Below are 14,680 nucleotides of genomic sequence, written 5' to 3'. Positions count from 1 at the left end.
CTCCTTAGCGCGTTCGGTTTTCAGGCCGGCGTCTGGTGGCGGCGACCAGCCAGCCGCGGCCGGCCGCATCGTTGTGGGGGTCGAAGGCGGGCGGGGCAGGACGGCCGTATTCGGCGGCAAGCTGTGCAATGTCGCGCACCTCGGCGTGCCAGCCGCGCCGTTGCAGCCAGGTCCCCAGATCGTCGCCCGGACCGCCCCGCCACAATGCGACGAGTTCGGGTGAGATCGCGGTGAGCGCGGCGCGAAGCAGTGGCGAATCCTCGTTGTGGTCGAAGGCCAGGGTGCTTCCCGGCGCCGAGCACGCGCTGATGCGATCGAGAAACACGTCGGCGGCATCGGGTTCGAGAGCGTATAGGATCCCTTCGGCCAGCCAGGCCGTGCGCTTGTGCGGATCGAACCCGGCCTCGAACAGCCTTGCGGGCCAGTCGGTTCCCAAATCCACTTGCACTGCGACCCGATGACACCGCGGCTGCGCGTGCAGCTCGTCCAACACGGCCGACTTGAACCGTAAGACCTCGGGCTGGTCGGCTTCATAGATCGCGGTGCCGGCCGGCCAGGCGAGGCGAAACGCGCGGCTGTCCATGCCGCAGGCCAGCAGGACGACCTGGGTGATGCCCGTGCCGGCGGCATCGGCCAGTGCTTGGTCGAGAAAGCGGGTACGCACCGCGACCTGCCCGGCCATCAGCTCAAGGAATTTCGGGCCGGCACCGGTGCCGGCCCACGGCGAGCCGTCGGGATGGGCGCGGTCGACAAACGCTTGCGCGTACGGATCGTCGAACAGCCGGTCGGTGCGGCGGCTTTCCCGCGCGCGCAGCAGTGCGACACCGAGGGAGGTGGCGCCGATGCCGGTCGGCGCCGGCGTGTGTGGCTGATCAGCCATGTGGGTCACCCACTTTCGAGCCCGTGCGTGAACCGAACGGTATGTCTACAGCTGTAGACATACAAAATGTTAGTCCCGTATGGGAATGATGTCTACAGTTGTAGATAAACTCGCGTGGATAAGACTCGATGGAGGCGGCATGTCGCGCACGGTCAATCGGGCAGGCCCGGAAGCGAGCGCCCCGCCGCGTCGCAGCGCCGCCGCCACCCGGGCACGCCTTCTGCAGGCCGCTCGCGAGCAGTTCTTGCGCCAGGGTTATCGGGCTACCTCACTGCGCGCCATCGCCGCACAAGCCGGCGTCGACGTGATGCTGATCAGGCGCTACTTCGGGTCCAAGCGAGAGCTCTTCACCGAGGCCACCGATATCTCGGGCAATGTTCCCGCCGCCCGGGCCGCCGCGGATCACGCGGTGGGGCAGCTGCTGATCGACCGAGTCCTGCAAGCCCGTCGCGATATCGACGCCCCGCTGTTCGCGCTGCTGCGCTCGAGCGGGGATCCCGAGGTCGTCGCACGGCTCAACCAGCAGATCGAAATCGGTATCACCCGCAACCTGTCCGACCGCATCATCGCCGACCAACCGCGACTTCGCGCCGACATGGTCACCGCACTGCTCCTGGGCATCGGCGTGCTGCGCGTGCTGCTCAACAAGGAGCCCATCGCCACCGCCGACGATCGCGACATCGCCGCCATCTTCAGCGCGGCATTCCACAGCCTCACCAAACTGCCCGGCGCCGACGAGTCGGCAGCGTCGTAGGTTTCGCGGTCGTTCGGCGCCGCGATCGCTCGCGTACGCCTACGCCCAAATCTCAGTCCAGGTAGTCGCGCAGCACCTGAGAACGGCTGGGGTGGCGCAACTTTGACATCGTCTTGGACTCGATCTGGCGGATGCGCTCGCGGGTGACGCCGTACACCTGCCCGATCTCGTCCAGGGTGCGGGGCTGGCCGTCGGTGAGGCCGAAACGCAGCCGTACTACACCGGCTTCGCGCTCGGACAGCGTCTCGAGCACCGATTGCAGCTGGTCTTGCAGCAGCGTGAACGACACCGCGTCGACGGCCACCACCGCCTCGCTGTCCTCGATGAAGTCGCCCAGCTGGCTGTCGCCCTCGTCGCCGATGGTCTGGTCCAGCGAGATCGGCTCGCGCGCGTATTGCTGGATCTCGAGCACCTTTTCGGGCGTGATGTCCATTTCCTTGGCCAGCTCCTCGGGCGTGGGCTCGCGGCCCAGGTCCTGCAGCAGCTCGCGCTGGATGCGGCCCAGCTTGTTGATCACCTCGACCATGTGCACCGGGATGCGGATGGTGCGGGCCTGGTCGGCCATGGCGCGGGTGATGGCCTGGCGGATCCACCACGTCGCGTAGGTGGAGAACTTGTAACCCTTGGTGTAGTCGAACTTCTCGACCGCGCGGATCAGGCCCAGGTTCCCCTCCTGGATCAGGTCGAGGAACGCCATGCCGCGGCCCGTGTAGCGCTTGGCCAGCGACACCACCAGCCGCAGGTTGGCTTCCAGCAGATGGTTTTTCGCGCGGTCGCCGTCGCGGCAGATCCACATCATGTCCCGGCGCTGGGCGGCGGGCAGCTTGTCGCCGCGCTCGGCGTGCTCGGTCATCAGCTGGGTGGCATACAGGCCGGCCTCGATCCGCTTGGCCAGCTCGACCTCTTCCTCCGCGTTGAGCAGCGCCACCTTGCCGATCTGTTTCAGGTAAGCGCGAACCGAGTCCGCCGACGCGGTCAGCTCGGCGTCCTTGCGGGCCTGACGCAACGCCTCGGATTCGTCCTCGTCCCAGACGAAATCGCCTGAGGCCTTGTCCTTTTCGCTGGGCTCGGCGAGCTCCTCCTCGTCATCGGCCGCCGCCTCGACCGCCGCGACCGGGACGGCCTCGGCGTCGCCCGGCACGATGTCGGTGTCGTCGGCCGCGACTTCTTCCTCCAGGTCGTCGAGGTTGAGGTCGGCGGCGTCGATTTCGATGTCTGGCTCGCTGAGGTCGGGTTCGGCGTCGAAGTCTTCGGCCGCGTCGACGTCGACGGCCTCGACTTCGGGATCCGCCGGGGCGGCCTTCTTGGTGGACTTGGCGGACTTGGGGGAGGCTTTCGTCCCGCGGCCCGACGGCGCCTTCGCCGGCGCGCCCTTCGCCGCCGCGCTCTTGGCCGGTGCGCTCTTTGCCGGTGCGCTCTTTGCCGATGCGCGGGTCTTCTTCGCAGCGCCGGCCTCGCCCGTGGTGGGCTTGGCGCGCGTCGCCGGCTTCGTGGCCGTCGTCGGCTTGGTGGCGGTCGCGGACTTGGCGGCGCGCGGCGCCGACTTGGTGGCCCGCTTCGCCGGCGCGGAGCCGTTGGCCTTTGCCGCCGGCCGCTTAGCGGGGGACTTCGTGGCGGTGCGTTTCGCCGGCGCTTCGGTTGCCGTGCTGGCCTTGCTCGCTGCCACTTACACCCCTTCGGTTGGACTCACTTCCGGTGGGTCTGGGCATGGTGAACCGAAAGTGTCTGCTATGTCGAATGTCGGCGTTGATCTCAGCGCGAGTACTCGCACGCTATCGGTCGGGCGTTCGCCGAGGACCATTGTAACGACAGTGCGTGCTCATACCGTCCCACCGGGCAAAATTCAGTGCGTCACGTCCGAGGTGGAGGCCATCGCCGCGCCGACGATGCCGGCCGTGTTGAGCAGGGCCGCGGCCACCACCGGCGTGCGGTTACCGAGCAGCGGCAGCCATTTGTCGGCCTTGCGGCTGATGCCGCCGCCCGCGATGAACAGGTCGGGCCACATCGCGTTCTCGATGGCGACCAGCACCCTGGTCACCTGCTTGGCCCACTTCTCGTAGCTCCACCCCTTGCGCTCCTTGACCGACGACGCCGCGCGTTGCTCGGCCTCCTTGCCGCCGACCTCGAGGTGCCCGAACTCGGTGTTGGGTATCAGCGAGCCGTTGTGGATCACCGCCGACCCGATCCCGGTCCCGAACGTCAGCAGCACCACCAGGCCGGAGTGGCCTTTGCCCGCCCCGTACCGTTCCTCGGCCAGGCCGGCCGCGTCGGCGTCGTTGAGAACCGTGACCTCCTGGCCGTTCAGCTCGGCGCCGATGATGTCGCGCGCGTTGGTCCCGATCCACGACTTGTCCACGTTGGCCGCCGTGTGGACGATGCCGTGGGTGACGACGCCGGGGTAGGTCACCCCGAGCGGGCCGGTCCAGCCGAACTCGTTGACGACCGCCGCGATGGTCTTGGCGACGGCCTGGGGGGTGGCCGGTTGCGGGGTCAACAGCTTGACGCGGTCGCCGATCAGCTGCCCGGTGTCCATGTCGACGATCCCGCCCTTGATTCCGCTGCCGCCGACGTCGATGCCGAAGCCACGACGTTGCGGCGCGCCGGCCGCCGGGCCGGTGCCGGGCGTGTCCGTGCTCGAGTCGGTGCTGGTCATCGGATCTCCTCGGCGAGACTTGGGCTGTGACTCACCATAGCCCGGGGGCCGCGCAGGTTGGCGCGTCCGCGCGGCCGTGGCGGCTGTGATGCGATAGACGCGTGACGGCCTATGACGACGACCCCGCGCCGCTGCGTTCGGTCGCCGAGACGCTGGCCGCCGAGGCCGCCGGTTTCGTGCGTGCGCGCCGCGCCGAGGTGTTCGGCGCCGCGGCGGGCGACGCCGGCAACGGAGCGGTGCGGTCGAAGAGCACCCCGACCGATCCGGTGACGGTGGTCGACACGGAGACCGAACGGCTGCTGCGCGACCGATTGGCCCAATTGCGGCCCGGGGAGCCGATTCTCGGCGAGGAGGGCGGCGGGCGCCCCGACCCCGCGGCCACCCCCGACGGCACCATCACCTGGGTGCTCGACCCCATCGACGGGACGGTGAATTTCGTCTACGGCATCCCGGCCTACGCGGTGTCGGTCGCGGCGCAGGTGGACGGCGTGTCGGTGGCGGGCGCGGTCGCCGACGTCGTCGCCGGCCACGTGTATTCGGCGGCGAGCGGCCTGGGCGCCCATGTCACCGACGAGGCCGGGACGCGCGCCCTGCGCTGCAGCGCCGTCGACGATCTGTCGATGGCGTTGCTGGGCACCGGATTCGGGTATTCGAGGCGGCGCCGCACCGTCCAGGCGGCGCTGCTGGCGCGGCTGCTGCCGGTGGTCCGCGACGTGCGCCGGATCGGTTCCGCCGCACTGGATTTGTGCATGGTCGCCGCGGGCCGGCTGGACGCGTTCTACGAGCACGGGCTGCAGGTGTGGGACTTCGCCGCGGCGGCGCTGATCGCGGCCGAGGCGGGCGCCCGGGTGCTGCTGCCGCCGCCGAGCGGGCCGGTCGGCGGCGCGGGACTGGTGGTGGCCGCCGCCCCCGGAATCGCCGACGAGCTGCTGGCGACCCTCGAGCGATTCGACGGCCTGCAGCCCATCCCCGGCTGACCCGGCGGGTCAGCAGCTGCTGGCGTGGATCTTTTGCAGCAGCGCGGGATCCGACGGCTCCGAGGCGCCGGGGCGCAGGCCGGCGAGCACGGCGTCGATGTCGTCGTTGTGGGCCAGGCCGGAGAAGTCGGTGCCGACGGCGAGGTCGACGCTGTCGTCGGCGCGGTTGTCGTTGAACAGTTCGGTGCACGGCGCCACCAGCCACACCGCCGCGGCGGCGGCCTGCCCGGCCGTCCCGAACCGGATCTGGCCCGGGCAGTTCAGCCGGGCGCCCGCGTACAACGGGTCGTTGGCGGCGGTCGGCGCGGCGAAGCCCAGGTCCTTCATCGCCCCTGCCACGTCGGCGGCCTGGCCGCCCCGGCCGCTGGCGTTGAGCACGCGCACCTTGGTGTCGGCGAGCTTGGCGGGCGCGACGTCGGCCATCGCGGATCGCGACATCTGCTCACCGAGCTGCGGCGCCGCCGCCCCCTCCTTCTGGGGAGGCGGATTGCACACCGCGACCTCATGGACCCTGGCCGGCCGCGTCAGCGCGATGGTCCACGCCACGCCCGTCACCAAAACCAGGAGGACGAGCACCACGATCGCGGGCCGGGGATTGCGTCGCCGAAAGGGCCGGCCGTGCTTGTCAAACGCGGTACCCTCGGTGATTTGTGCGACCACAGGTGGCACTCTAGCGGCACGCAAACGCACTGTTTGAAGCCGAACATAAGGGTCAATCCGGGGGTGTGACGTAAATCACAACTTAATGGACTACGATCCGGGCACGAATCATTTGGTGGATGCGTTCGACGCTGGTACAAAGCGTTCCTTGAAGTAACGCGGGGAACGCGGGCATAGAGGGGATAGGACGATGCCTACCGACTATGACGCTCCACGGCGCACCGAGACGGACGACGTCTCGGAGGACTCGCTGGAGGAGCTCAAGGCGCGACGGAACGAAGCGGCTTCGGCCGTCGTCGACGTGGACGAATCCGAATCCGCCGAGTCCTTCGAACTGCCCGGCGCGGACCTGTCCGGTGAAGAGCTGTCGGTCCGCGTCATCCCGAAGCAGGCCGACGAGTTCACCTGCTCGAGCTGTTTTCTGGTGCAACACCGCAGCCGGCTCGCCAGCGAGAAGAACGGCGTGATGATCTGTACCGACTGCGCGGCCTGAGCCGGGTCAACTGCGCAATGCCGACAGCACCCGCTCCGGGTGACGGCAGCTCACCAGCCAGTACGGCGTGGGGTCGTCTGGATCGTCGAGGACCAGGAGGATCATCGGGCCGACCCACGCCCGGTGCAGCACATAGGCCGCCGGGTCGAGCTGCCTGCCCAGCGCCGCCGATTTCGCCGAGCGCGCCACCTCCGCGGAGCGGGCGATCACGGTGACCGGTAGGTGCGCCTGGCCCGCCCACAGCTCGACCCCGGCCTCCGGGCCGGCGGTGACCTTGATCTCTATGCGGCCCAACCACAACAGCGCCGCGGCCGCCACCGCGAACAGCGCGACGAACGGCAGCCACGGGGGTAAGGAGCGAACGCCGAGGTTGACTTCGTATGCGACGAGCCCGGCCAGCCCCAGACCCAGCGGCCACCACCACCATGGAACCCACAGGCGTTCGCGATATCGCACACTGTGCGGCGCGACGCGCGTACCGGACACGCGGTCAAGGGTAATCTGTGGCCCCGTGTCGACCAGTCTGGCTGTTGTCCGTCTCGATCCCGAACTCCCGCTGCCCAGTCGCGCGCACGACGGCGACGCGGGGGTCGACCTGTACAGCGCAGAAGACGTGAAGCTGGAACCCGGGCAGCGCGCCCTGGTGCGCACGGGCGTGGCGGTCGCCGTCCCGCACGGGATGGTCGGCCTGGTGCACCCGCGCTCGGGATTGGCTGCGCGCGTGGGCCTTTCGATCGTCAACAGCCCGGGCACCATCGACGCGGGCTATCGCGGCGAGATCAAGGTCGCGCTGATCAACCTCGACCCGGGTGAGCCCATCGTGGTGCATCGCGGCGACCGCATCGCCCAGCTGCTGGTGCAGCGGGTCGAGCTGGTGGAGTTGGTGGAGGTCTCGTCGTTCGACGAGGCCGGGCTGGCCGAGACGACCCGTGGCCACGGCGGCCACGGTTCCTCCGGCGGACATGCGAGTTTGTGATGGCAGCGTTGGGTAAAGGTTCAGGCAAGGACGACGAGGCCCCGGTCGAGCGCAACGACGACGAGCTGGAGGAGCTCGAGGGGCCGTTCGACATCGACGACTTCGACGACCCATCCGTCGCGGAGCTGGCCCGGCTCGACCTGGGCTCGGTGCTCATCCCGATGCCCGAAGGCGGGCAGCTGCAGGTCGAGTTGACCGAGACCGGTGTCCCCAGCGCGGTGTGGGTCGTCACGCCCAACGGCCGTTTCACCATCGCCGCCTACGCGGCGCCCAAGACGGGCGGGCTGTGGCGCGAGGTGGCCGGCGAGCTTGCCGACTCGCTGCGCAAGGACTCGGCCAAGGTCAGCATCAAGGACGGCCCGTGGGGCCGGGAAGTGGTCGGCGTCGCCTCCGGCGTGGTGCGCTTCATCGGGGTCGACGGCTACCGCTGGATGATCCGCTGCGTCGTCAACGGGCCGCACGAGACCATCGAGGCGCTGGAGCAGGAGGCGCGGGAGGCGTTGGCGGACACCGTGGTTCGCCGCGGCGACACCCCGCTGCCGGTGCGGACGCCGCTGCCGGTGCAGCTGCCCGAGCCGATGGTCGAGCAGCTGCGGGCCGCGGCCGCGCAGCAGGCCCAGCAACAGGAGGGGGCCCAACCGCCGCCCGGCGAGCCCGCCGCGCGGCGCAGCGCCGAGGGCTCGGCGATGCAGCAGCTGCGCACCACGACCGGGGGATAGGTCCCGCAACGGGCTACGCGTCGGCGAGCGCGGCCAGGCAGGCCGCCCCCAGCGCGGCGGCGTCGTCGCCGATCTGGTCGAGCGTCACCGTCCGCAGGGCCGCGCGCGGCGCGGCGCCCACCCAGTCGATGCCGACCTGCAGCGGGTGGATCGGGTCGTCGACGGCGGCGACCACCCCCAGCGGCACGGCCAGGCGGGCCAGCTCGGCGCGGCTGGGCGCGACGTAGGCCGCGGCCTCTTCCATCGCGTCGGGCAGTCGCGGCCACTGGGCCTGCCACGAGCGGGCCAACTCCTCGGCCAGCCAGCGTGGGCTGGAGGCCCGCATCTGTGCGGTCGTCGCCGCCAAACCGTGCGTTCGCAGCTGGCATGCGGAATGCCGCGCGGCCAGCGCCGCCGGGGCCGTACCCGGGGCGCCGGCCCAGGCCGGCAGGGCGGCCAGGACGGCGACCACGCGGTCGGGATGCGCGAGCGCCCACGCCGTCGCCACCGCGGCACCGATCGACACGCCGCCCACGGCGATCGGGCCGTCGCGCCCGGCGTCGTCCAGCGCGGAGAGGTAGCCGTCGATCAGCCGGTCCGGCCGCGGCGCCGGGGCCACCAGCGACGCGCCGGCCTCCCGCAACGGTCCGGAAAACGCCCGGTAGACGTAGTCGTCGTCGGATCCGGTGCCGGGCAACAGCGCGGTGGTGACACCGCGCAGATCGACAACCACCCCTCGATAGTGCCCGCCGCCGGAGGGTCGCCAAAATCACGGTTTGTTGGGGTTGGCGCCGGGGAACCAACAGGTCTACGGTGTCCGTTGGCATAAGACGGAAGCGCCGTAGCTTTAGCAGTCAGGAGCGGCCAATGGGGGCCCAAGGATATCTGCGTCGGCTCACCCGTCGATTGACGGAGGACCCGGAACAACTCGACTCCGAGGAGCTGTCCGACGAGGTCGCAAGCACCGGCGCGCAGCGCGTGATCGATTGCGAGCGCGGCCAGGAAGTCACCATGGTGGGCACGCTGCGCAGCGTGGAATGTAACGGCAAGGCCTGCGCGGGCGGGGTCCGCGCCGAACTGTTCGACGGCACCGACACCGTCACCCTGGTGTGGCTGGGGCAACGCCGCATCCCCGGCATCGACTCGGGCCGCACCCTGCGGGTGCGCGGCCGGCTGGGAAAGCTGGAGAACGGGGCCAAGGCCATCTACAACCCGCACTACGAAATTCAGCGGTGAGCGTTCCCGGCCAAACCAGCAATCGCACCACGCTGGAACGCCTGCTGGAGCAGGCGGGCGGGGTGAGCGGGGTCGTCTACTCGTCGCTGCCGGTGGTGACCTTCGTCACGGCTTCCTCCCTCTTCGGCCTGCTGCCCGCGGTCGGGTCGGCGCTGGCCGTGGCCACGCTGGTCCTGCTGTGGCGGCTGATCCGGCGCGATTCCCCGAAGCCGGCGTTTTCCGGGTTCTTCGGCGTCGCCTTCTGCGCGGCCATCGCCTACGCGATGGGGGAGTCGAAAGGCTACTTCCTGCTTGGCATTTGGGGGTCGTTGTTCTGGGCGGTGGTGTTCGCGCTGTCGATCCTGGCCCGCCGCCCCGCGGTCGGCTACGTGTGGACCTGGGCCAGCGGGCGCGATCACGGTTGGCGCGCCGTGCCCCGGGCGGTGTACGCGTTCGATTTCGCCACGCTCGGCTGGATGTTGGTGTTCGGCGCCCGGTACGTGGTTCAGCAGCAGCTCTACGACGCCGGCCGGACCGGTTGGCTGGGCGTGGCGCGGATCGGGATGGGCTGGCCGCTGACCCTGCTGGCCGCCGCCGCGACCTACGCGGCGATCAAGGCCGCCCAGCGCGCCATGTCCACGGCCGCCGGTGCCACTGTCGCGGTCGAGGCCGACCACCCGGTCGACTAGGGCGCGGGCGGGGCGGCCGGCAGCAGCAGCTTGCGCAGGTCCTCCTCCACCTCGGTGACGGCGACGAACAGCAGCTCGTCGCCGCCCTCCAGCGGCTCGTCGGCCTCCGGCACGATCACCCGCGTCCCGCGCAGGATCGTCACCAGCGCCGCGTCGCGGGGCAGCTGCAACCTGCGCACCGGCTTGCCGCCCCACGGCGTGTCGTCGGGCAGGGTGATCTCGACCAGGTTGGCCTGACCCTTGCGGAACTCCATCAGCCGCACCAGGTCGCCGACGGCGACGGCCTCCTCGATCAGCGAGGCCAGCATCCGCGGGGTGGACACCGCCACGTCGACGCCCCAGGCGTCGGTGAACAGCCATTCGTTGCGGGGGTCGTTGACCCGCGCCACCACCCGGGGCACCGCGAACTCGGTCTTGGCCAGCAGGCTGAGCACCACGTTGACCTTGTCGTCGCCGGTCGCGGCCACCACCACGTCGAAATCCTCCAGATGCGCCGACTCCAGCAGGCTCAGCTCGCAGGCATCGCCCAGCCGCCAGTGCGCGGCCGGGATCGCGTCGACGTCGACGTGTTCGGGGTTGCGCTCGATCAGCGTCACGTCGTGCCCGTTGCCGATCAGCTCGCGGGTGACCGAGCGGCCCACCGCGCCGGCCCCGGCGACAACTACCTTCATGGCTTCACCGGCCCCCTCCCGACTCGAGGTCCTCGCCGGGCGGCAGTGCGGCGATGGCCACCGCCTCGGCGGCGCGGCCGGATATCGCGGCGATGTAGACCTGGTCGCCGGCCTGGATGATGGTCTTGGGCTCCGGCAGCACACCGGTCCCGAACCGGATCAGGAACGCCACCCGAGCGCCCGTGGCCTGCTCCAGGTCGGTGGCCCGGTGCCCCACCCAGTCCTCGTGCAACACCACCTCGGAGACGGTGACGGTGCCGGTCGGATCGCGCCACTTGGCGGTCTCGCTCTCCCGGGTCAGCGCGTTGAGCAGCCGGTCGGTGGTCCAGGGCACGGTGGCGATCGTGGGGATGCCGAGGCGCTCGTAGACCTCGGCACGCTTGGCGTCGTAGATCCGGGCGACCACGCGCTTGACGCCGAACGTCTCCCGGGCCAGTCGGGCCGAGATGATGTTGGAGTTGTCCCCGGACGACACGGCGGCGAAGGCGTCGGCCTCCTCGATGCCCGCGCTCAGCAGCACATCCCGGTCGAATCCCTGGCCCAGCACGCGCTCACCGGCGAACTCCGGGCTCAGCCGGTTGAACGCGGCGCTGTCGCGGTCGATGACGGCGACGTCATGCCCGATCCGGGACAGCCCGTCGGCCAGGGAGGAGCCCACCCGGCCGCACCCCATCACAACCACCCGCACTTGAGGCCTCCCGGCTGGGTTCTGCGTGTTCCTGCAATCGGCAACGCTACCGGCAAACCGGGGTGGGCTTACCCTTGGCTCTCGTGTCCAAACTTTCGACCGCCGCGCGCCGGTTGCTCATCGGCCGGCCGTTTCGCAGCGACCGGCTGAGTCACACGCTACTGCCCAAGCGGATCGCCCTGCCGGTGTTCGCCTCCGATGCCCTGTCCTCGGTGGCGTACGCACCGGAGGAGGTCTTCCTGATGCTCTCGGTGGCCGGCGTGACCGCGTACGCGCTGACGCCGTGGATCGGCCTCGCGGTGGCCGCGGTCATGTTGGTCGTGGTGGCCAGCTACCGGCAGAACGTGCACGCCTACCCGTCGGGCGGGGGTGACTTCGAGGTGGTCACCACCAACCTCGGCGATACCGCCGGCCTCGTCGTCGCCAGCGCCCTGATGGTGGATTACGTTCTGACCGTTGCCGTTTCGACGGCGTCGGCGATGTCGAACATCGGCTCGGCGATCCCGGTCGTGGCTCAGCACAAGGTGTTCTTCTGCGTGGCCGCCATCCTGCTGGTGATGTCGTTGAACCTGCGCGGGGTTCGCGAGTCGGGGGTGGCGTTCGCGATCCCGACATACGCGTTCATCGTCGGGGTGCTCGTCATGATCGGCTGGGGCCTGTTCCGGATCTTCGTGCTCGGCGACCCGCTGCGGGCCGAGTCCGCGAGTTTCCAGATGCACGCCGAGCACGGCCAGATCGTCGGTTTCGCGCTGGCGTTTCTGGTGGCGCGGTCGTTCTCCTCGGGATGCGCGGCGCTGACCGGTGTCGAGGCGATCAGCAACGGGGTGCCGGCGTTTCAGAAACCCAAGTCGCGCAACGCCGCGACGACGCTGCTGATGCTGGGCGGCATCGCGGTGACCCTGCTGATGGGCATCATCGTGCTGGCCGAGAAGATCGGGGTGCAGCTCGTCGAGGATCCGGCACGCCAACTGAGCGGTGCCCCGCCGAACTACTACCAGAAGACGCTGGTCGCGCAGCTGGCCGAGACCGTGTTCGGCAGCTTTCACCTCGGCTTTCTGCTCATCGCCACGGTGACCGCGCTCATCCTGGTGCTGGCCGCCAACACCGCGTTCAACGGGTTCCCGGTGCTGGGATCGGTGCTGGCGCAACACAGTTACCTGCCCCGCCAGCTGCACACCCGCGGGGACCGGTTGGCGTTCTCCAACGGGATCCTGTTCCTGTCGGGGGCGGCGCTGCTGGCGATCATCGCGTTCCGCGCCGAGGTGACCGCGCTTATCCAGCTGTACATCGTCGGCGTGTTCATCTCGTTCACGCTGAGCCAGATCGGCATGGTCCGGCACTGGACACGGTTGCTGCGCACCGAGACCGATCCGCGGACGCGGCGCAAGATGATGCGCTCGCGGATCGTCAACACGATCGGGTTGCTGTCCACCGGCGCGGTGCTGCTGGTCGTGCTGATCACCAAGTTCGTCGCCGGCGCGTGGATCGCGTTGTTCGCGATGGGCCTGCTGTTCGGGCTCATGAAGCTGATCCACCGCCATTACCACACCGTCAGCAGGGAATTGGAGGAACAGGCGGCCGCCCAGCACGACGTCGTGCTGCCCAGCCGCAACCACGCCCTGGTGCTGGTGTCGAAGTTGCACCTGCCGACGCTGCGCGCGCTGGCGTATGCGCGCGCCACCCGGCCCGACGTGCTCGAGGCCCTCACCGTCAGCGTCGACGACGCCGAAACGCACGAACTGAAGCACAAGTGGGAGGAGAGCGACATCAGCGTGCCGCTGAAGGTCATCGCCTCGCCGTACCGTGAAATCACCCGTCCGGTGCTCGATTACGTCAAGCGGGTCAGCAAGGAGTCGCCGCGGACCGTGGTGACGGTGTTCATCCCCGAGTACGTGGTGGGGCATTGGTGGGAGCAGGTGCTGCACAACCAGAGCGCGCTGCGGCTCAAGGGCCGGTTGCTGTTCATGCCCAACGTGATGGTCACTTCCGTGCCCTGGCAACTGAGTTCGTCGGAGCGGCTCGAGGCGTTCCACCCGCACGCGGCGCCCGGCGACGCCCGTCGGGGAATCTTCGATTGAACACCGACCTCACGCTCGTCACCGGCGCCCCCGCCAACGGCGGCAGCTGCGTGGCCCACCACGAGGGCCGGGTGGTGTTCGTCCGCTACGCGCTGCCCGGCGAACGGGTTCGGGTGCGCGTCACCGCGGATCGCGGCTCTTATTGGCACGCAGAGGTTTTCGAGGTGATCGAGCCGTCGGCCGACCGGATCCCGCCGCTGTGCCCGATCGCCGGGGTGGACGGCGCCGGCTGTTGCGATCTGGCGTTCGCCGCCCCGGAGGCGGTGCGGGCGCTCAAGGCGCACGTGGTGGCCAACCAGCTGGAGCGGCTGGGCGGACACCGCTGGAGCGGGGAGGCCGAGCCGCTCTCCGACGGCGGTCCCACCGGTTGGCGCACCCGGGTCCGGCTCGACGTGGGCCCCGACCGTCGCCCCGGTTTTCACCGCTACCACAGCGATGAGCTGGTGACCGACCTGCGGTGCGCGCAGTTGCCGGACGGGATGCTGGACGGGCTGACGCGGGCGTGCTCGGAGGCGGACCTGACGCCGGCCGCGCAGCTGCACGTGGCCGTCGACGACGACGGCGAGCGCCATGTGGTGCGGACCCTGCGGCAGGGCGGACGGACCGCGACCAAGGTGGTCGAGGGCGGCTACGAGGCGATGCAGCGGGTGGGCTCGCGCAGCTGGCGGGTGCCGGTCACGGCGTTCTGGCAGGCGCACCGGGGCGCGGCGGACGTCTACAGCCGCCTGGTCGCCGACTGGGCACAGCCCGGCACCGGCGCGACGGTGTGGGATCTCTACGGCGGTGCGGGCGTGTTCGCCGCGGCGCTGGCCGACGCGGTGGGGGAGTCCGGGCGGGTGCTGACCGTGGACACCTCGCGCGCGGCGACCCGGGCCGCGCGCGCCGCGCTGGCCGATCTGCCGCAGGTCGACGTCGTCACCGACTCGGTGCGCCGGGCGCTGAAGGGGCAACGGGCCGGCGCCTCAGTGGCGGTGCTGGACCCACCGCGCTCGGGCGCCGGGCGTGACGTCATCGACCTGCTGGCCGCAGCCGATGTCCCCCGGGTGGTGCACATCGGCTGTGAGGCAGCGTCTTTCGCGCGCGATATCGGGCTGTACCTGGGCCACGGTTACCGGGTCGAGAAGATCACCGTGTTCGATGCGTTTCCCCTGACCCATCACACCGAATGCGTTGCGCTGCTGACACGCTAGGGCTTCGAGCCCGCGTCGCGATCCCGCCCGGCCGTTAACTATGCTGGCGACGGCGCTC

Annotated in this window: 17 protein-coding genes; 9 read left to right on the top strand and 8 right to left on the bottom strand. The window is 70.1% G+C overall.

Translation table 11 applies throughout. The features are described from left to right. Window positions 1-4 precede the first annotated feature (4 nt). The gene (locus tag OQ968_RS18400) at window positions 5-880 is read right to left on the bottom strand and encodes an SAM-dependent methyltransferase (RefSeq protein WP_324680457.1); all 876 of its coding nucleotides are present in this window, start codon (window positions 878-880) and stop codon (window positions 5-7) included. A 139-nt stretch (window positions 881-1,019) separates the two neighbouring features. Between OQ968_RS18400 and OQ968_RS18395 the strand changes: the two genes are divergently transcribed. After that, on the top strand, window positions 1,020-1,634 hold the full coding sequence (locus tag OQ968_RS18395) for a TetR/AcrR family transcriptional regulator (RefSeq protein ID WP_324680455.1): 615 nt from the start codon (window positions 1,020-1,022) through the stop codon (window positions 1,632-1,634). 52 nt (window positions 1,635-1,686) lie between these two features. Here the strand turns inward: OQ968_RS18395 and OQ968_RS18390 are convergent, their stop codons facing one another. Together OQ968_RS18390 and ppgK are read right to left on the bottom strand one after the other, a co-directional pair. After that, window positions 1,687-3,300 carry an RNA polymerase sigma factor gene (locus OQ968_RS18390; protein ID WP_324680453.1) on the bottom strand — a complete coding sequence of 538 codons (1,614 nt, stop codon included), beginning with the start codon at window positions 3,298-3,300 and terminating at the stop codon, window positions 1,687-1,689. Between the two features lie 177 nt (window positions 3,301-3,477). Beyond that, window positions 3,478-4,287 (bottom strand): polyphosphate--glucose phosphotransferase, encoded by an 810-nt coding sequence (gene ppgK, locus OQ968_RS18385; protein ID WP_324680451.1) that lies wholly within the window; start codon window positions 4,285-4,287, stop codon window positions 3,478-3,480. Window positions 4,288-4,388: 101 nt separating this feature from the next. Between ppgK and OQ968_RS18380 the strand changes: the two genes are divergently transcribed. Continuing rightward, window positions 4,389-5,264 carry an inositol monophosphatase family protein gene (locus tag OQ968_RS18380; RefSeq protein WP_324680449.1) on the top strand — a complete coding sequence of 292 codons (876 nt, stop codon included), beginning with the start codon at window positions 4,389-4,391 and terminating at the stop codon, window positions 5,262-5,264. 9 nt (window positions 5,265-5,273) lie between these two features. Here the strand turns inward: OQ968_RS18380 and cei are convergent, their stop codons facing one another. Next, entirely contained in the window at window positions 5,274-5,924 is a 651-nt protein-coding gene (cei, locus tag OQ968_RS18375; RefSeq protein WP_324680447.1) for an envelope integrity protein Cei, read from the bottom strand. Between the two features lie 190 nt (window positions 5,925-6,114). Between cei and OQ968_RS18370 the strand changes: the two genes are divergently transcribed. Continuing rightward, on the top strand, window positions 6,115-6,417 hold the full coding sequence (locus tag OQ968_RS18370) for a DUF4193 domain-containing protein (protein ID WP_003919098.1): 303 nt from the start codon (window positions 6,115-6,117) through the stop codon (window positions 6,415-6,417). Window positions 6,418-6,423: 6 nt separating this feature from the next. On the opposite strand, the gene OQ968_RS18365 is transcribed toward OQ968_RS18370, so the two are convergent. Continuing rightward, entirely contained in the window at window positions 6,424-6,903 is a 480-nt protein-coding gene (locus OQ968_RS18365; RefSeq protein WP_324680439.1) for a DUF3093 domain-containing protein, read from the bottom strand. A 25-nt stretch (window positions 6,904-6,928) separates the two neighbouring features. Between OQ968_RS18365 and dut the strand changes: the two genes are divergently transcribed. Both dut and OQ968_RS18355 read left to right on the top strand, forming a co-directional pair. Next, window positions 6,929-7,393, top strand: coding sequence for a dUTP diphosphatase (gene dut / locus OQ968_RS18360; RefSeq protein ID WP_324680438.1), 465 nt, complete (start codon window positions 6,929-6,931; stop codon window positions 7,391-7,393). Further along, on the top strand, window positions 7,393-8,112 hold the full coding sequence (locus tag OQ968_RS18355) for a DUF3710 domain-containing protein (protein WP_324680436.1): 720 nt from the start codon (window positions 7,393-7,395) through the stop codon (window positions 8,110-8,112). Before dut ends, OQ968_RS18355 begins: the two co-directional genes overlap by 1 nt. Before the next feature lie 13 nt (window positions 8,113-8,125). Here OQ968_RS18355 and OQ968_RS18350 read toward each other — a convergent pair whose 3' ends face one another. Then, the gene (locus tag OQ968_RS18350; protein ID WP_324680434.1) at window positions 8,126-8,824 is read right to left on the bottom strand and encodes an alpha/beta hydrolase; all 699 of its coding nucleotides are present in this window, start codon (window positions 8,822-8,824) and stop codon (window positions 8,126-8,128) included. A 134-nt stretch (window positions 8,825-8,958) separates the two neighbouring features. Between OQ968_RS18350 and OQ968_RS18345 the strand changes: the two genes are divergently transcribed. Then, window positions 8,959-9,327 (top strand): OB-fold nucleic acid binding domain-containing protein, encoded by a 369-nt coding sequence (locus OQ968_RS18345; RefSeq protein ID WP_324680432.1) that lies wholly within the window; start codon window positions 8,959-8,961, stop codon window positions 9,325-9,327. Further along, window positions 9,324-9,995 (top strand): DUF3159 domain-containing protein, encoded by a 672-nt coding sequence (locus OQ968_RS18340; protein ID WP_324680430.1) that lies wholly within the window; start codon window positions 9,324-9,326, stop codon window positions 9,993-9,995. The genes OQ968_RS18345 and OQ968_RS18340 overlap by 4 nt, the downstream gene beginning before the upstream one ends. On the opposite strand, the gene OQ968_RS18335 is transcribed toward OQ968_RS18340, so the two are convergent. Next, complete coding sequence (locus OQ968_RS18335) at window positions 9,992-10,666, bottom strand: TrkA family potassium uptake protein (protein ID WP_324680428.1); 675 nt, start codon at window positions 10,664-10,666, stop codon at window positions 9,992-9,994. The two genes, OQ968_RS18340 and OQ968_RS18335, sit on opposite strands and share 4 nt — an antisense overlap. A 4-nt stretch (window positions 10,667-10,670) precedes the next feature. Continuing rightward, complete coding sequence (locus tag OQ968_RS18330) at window positions 10,671-11,354, bottom strand: TrkA family potassium uptake protein (protein WP_324680427.1); 684 nt, start codon at window positions 11,352-11,354, stop codon at window positions 10,671-10,673. A gap of 83 nt (window positions 11,355-11,437) precedes the next feature. Between OQ968_RS18330 and OQ968_RS18325 the strand changes: the two genes are divergently transcribed. Both OQ968_RS18325 and OQ968_RS18320 read left to right on the top strand, forming a co-directional pair. Further along, the gene (locus OQ968_RS18325) at window positions 11,438-13,432 is read left to right on the top strand and encodes an APC family permease (protein ID WP_324680425.1); all 1,995 of its coding nucleotides are present in this window, start codon (window positions 11,438-11,440) and stop codon (window positions 13,430-13,432) included. Beyond that, on the top strand, window positions 13,429-14,622 hold the full coding sequence (locus OQ968_RS18320) for a class I SAM-dependent RNA methyltransferase (RefSeq protein ID WP_324680423.1): 1,194 nt from the start codon (window positions 13,429-13,431) through the stop codon (window positions 14,620-14,622). Before OQ968_RS18325 ends, OQ968_RS18320 begins: the two co-directional genes overlap by 4 nt. The last annotated feature ends 58 nt before the right edge of the window (window positions 14,623-14,680 follow it).

It is taken from the genome of Mycobacterium sp. 663a-19, assembly GCF_035616495.1.
Classification (GTDB): Bacteria; Actinomycetota; Actinomycetes; order Mycobacteriales; family Mycobacteriaceae; genus Mycobacterium.
This window is presented reverse-complemented; position numbering and strand designations above follow the sequence as displayed.